This is a genomic window from Frankia sp. CoWAU3, from assembly GCF_977971855.1.
The window spans coordinates 3060-5680 of record NZ_CDWWXB010000223.1; the positions used below are offsets into that span (position 1 = coordinate 3060).

Below are 2621 nucleotides of genomic sequence, written 5' to 3' on the forward strand. Positions count from 1 at the left end.
GTCTTGTCTCGTACGGGCACGGAGAACCTCCTCGCGATGCGACCACGCGGCTGACGGGGCCTCTCGTCGCCGCGCACGCGCAAGGCGTGCAAACACAGGGCAGGTGGAACGCACGGAAAAGTCAGGACCGGGGGCACGGCTGACCACAGGGACGGTGGATCGGAGGGAGGGGGCCACCCTTCGCTGACATCAGGTCGGCTGCCGTTGGCCGGCTCGGGTACGAGGCGGCAGGTGCCGTCACCGGGCGCCGGGGGGCTTACGGTGACGGATGCCAGTCGGCGGAACGGGTCCTGATGATCAGAGGGATCGATGGTAAGGGTGACAGAGCGCGCTCGCGACGCGATGAAAGTCAATGTGTGCACGGCAGACCAGAAGCGGGCGCCGGCTCATGACGCTGACAGTAGATATCATTCCGCCGCTTGTCAATAAAAAAAGTAGAGATTAACGCCTTCCGCTCAGCCGACCAGGAGAATAAGCGGGGGCGCGGCGAGCACGATGATCGCCCCGAAGTAGGCGCACGGCGGCATCCACCATGGCACTTCCGGCGGGTCGAGGAGCCGGGCGATCCGCGAGATGACCGGATTGGCCGTGCCGCGCCGAGGGCCGCCGCCGATCGGTCGTGTCTGGCCGGGCGCCGCATCGCCGGGGTCTGGCCCGCCGGGGTCTGGCCCGCCGGGGTCTGGCCCGCCGGGGTCTGGCCCGCCGGGGTCTGGCCCGCCGGGGTCTGGCCCGTCGGCGTCTGGGTTGCCCGGGCCGGGCGGGCCGGAATCGCGGACGCCGACCGCCGTAGGATCGTGGGAGCCGAGTGCGGGCAGCACAGCGGCCGGAGAATCGATGATCCCCAGCGCCCCGGCGGGGACCGGTGCCCTTGCCCCGCCCAGCCGGGCCAAGGCCCGCGCGAGCGATCGGCGGCTTGTCTGCCGGGCCGCCGCGTCGTCGGCGAGCATCTCGACGAGGAGCGAGACGGCCGCGGTCGCCTCCCTGGCCGGATCCAGGAACGGGAAGGTCCGCTCCCACGCGACGAACGGCTGGATGACGAGGTCGTGACGACCGGCGACGTGGGCCGCCTCGTGGGCGAGCACGGCGTCCAGCTCGGTGGCGTCGAGGGTGTTCAGTAGCCCGCGGGAGACCACAACCCGGGCGTGCCGCACCCCCGGCACGCAGTAGGCGACCGCGACGGGATGATCAAGGATGCGCAGTAGAATGCCGGCCCGGTCCCGGTGTTCGCACAGGCAGCAGCCGGTTGCGCCCCCGCCGTCGGCGGTTGTGCCAGGGTCGGTGGCCGCACCAGAGTCCGCGGCTGTGCCGGAATGATGGGACGCACGGCCGGGCGGGACGCAGGTCTCATGCCGGCGATGCCGACGGCCAGCCAGATCGACCAGGTCGCGGTGTCGGTGACGCTCGCGAAGGGTGGCGGCGCTGGAGGTGCCGAGCACCCCGAACAGCCGGGAGGCCAAGGCCGCCGCCACAGCGAGGCCGATGAGGTTGATCAGGCCCAGGCCCGTCAGCGGCGCGCCGGCCGCGATGTTGTCGAGATGGTCGGCGATGGCGGTCGGGGTGTCGCCGGACAGTGGTGAGACGGTGAACGCGATCGCCGCGAGCAGCGCCGACACTCCGCCGGCCAGACCGACCGCCTGCCAGAGCACGATCGCCGCCCGTGGACATCGGTAGGGCCAGCGCGCGGCGGCCAGCAGGCGTGGGACCGGCCAGGCCAACATGCCCGCGAACAGGGCGAGAAGTGCCGCGGTCGTCATGTCCCGGCTAACGCTACCGGTGGTCGGGCGGAATCTGGGCCGTTCGATCCGGGTCGGTGGCTACCGTGACGATCTGCTCCGGGTCGTCGCGGGGCGGGTCTCCGATCGCCGGACCGCGCCGGGCCTCGGCGTGCCGGACCTCCGTGTGCGGATCCTCGGCGCGCGGGGCCTCTCCGCCAGGCACGAAGATGCCGGGTTCCCCGGGACCGACGGGTTCCAGGGCACGGCGAAGGATCTCGGCCTCCTCCGCGGACACCGACCCCACGAAGCGGACCAGGGCGGAACCACGATCGTCCGCCGTGCCGAGCGCCTCCATCATCGCCTCGGCCACGACGGCCTCGCGACTGTCGCTGGCCGCGTAGCGATGCGCGCGCGCCGAACGCTGACGCCGCACGAATCCCTTCCGTTCCAACCGTTCGAGCACGGTCAGCACGGTGGTGTACGCGAGATCGCGTTCATGCTGGAGACGGCCGGCGACCTCGCGGGCCGTCAGCCAGTCGTCGCTCGCCCACAACACGTCCATGACCGACCGTTCGAGGTCACCCAGGCGCGCCATGGTGCCAATCCTACGTGGCGTAGAACATTCGTGGAACCGAACGGGGTGCTTCGTTGAGGCCTGTTGCGTCACAGCCACGCGGCAACGGTGCCGGCCGTCGGGGAGGAACCGGGGAGGAACCGGCCTTCCAGCCCCCGATCTGCCTCCGGGCTCCCGATCAGCGCCCGGCTCCGGAGCAGTGCGAACGCGCCGGCTGACTGATCCGCCGTAAGTGTTCGGTGATGTCGTGGGAGGGCTCGCCGAATGCCCGGCCGGCGTTGCCGGTCGGGTGCTGTCGGTGAGGCGAGTTAAGGCGCGGGTCCGTCGTGATC

The 2621-nt window shown here is 71.3% G+C and carries 2 protein-coding genes; both read right to left on the minus strand.

Features of this window, described 5'->3' with window-relative positions; all coding sequences use genetic code 11:
- Nucleotides 1-455: 455 nt before the first annotated feature.
- Nucleotides 456-1754 carry a M56 family metallopeptidase gene (locus tag AC08ON_RS15825; protein WP_476617243.1) on the minus strand — a complete coding sequence of 433 codons (1299 nt, stop codon included), beginning with the start codon at nucleotides 1752-1754 and terminating at the stop codon, nucleotides 456-458.
- Between the two features lie 13 nt (nucleotides 1755-1767).
- Nucleotides 1768-2310, minus strand: coding sequence for a BlaI/MecI/CopY family transcriptional regulator (locus AC08ON_RS15830; RefSeq protein WP_476608299.1), 543 nt, complete (start codon nucleotides 2308-2310; stop codon nucleotides 1768-1770).
- Between the last annotated feature and the right edge of the window lie 311 nt (nucleotides 2311-2621).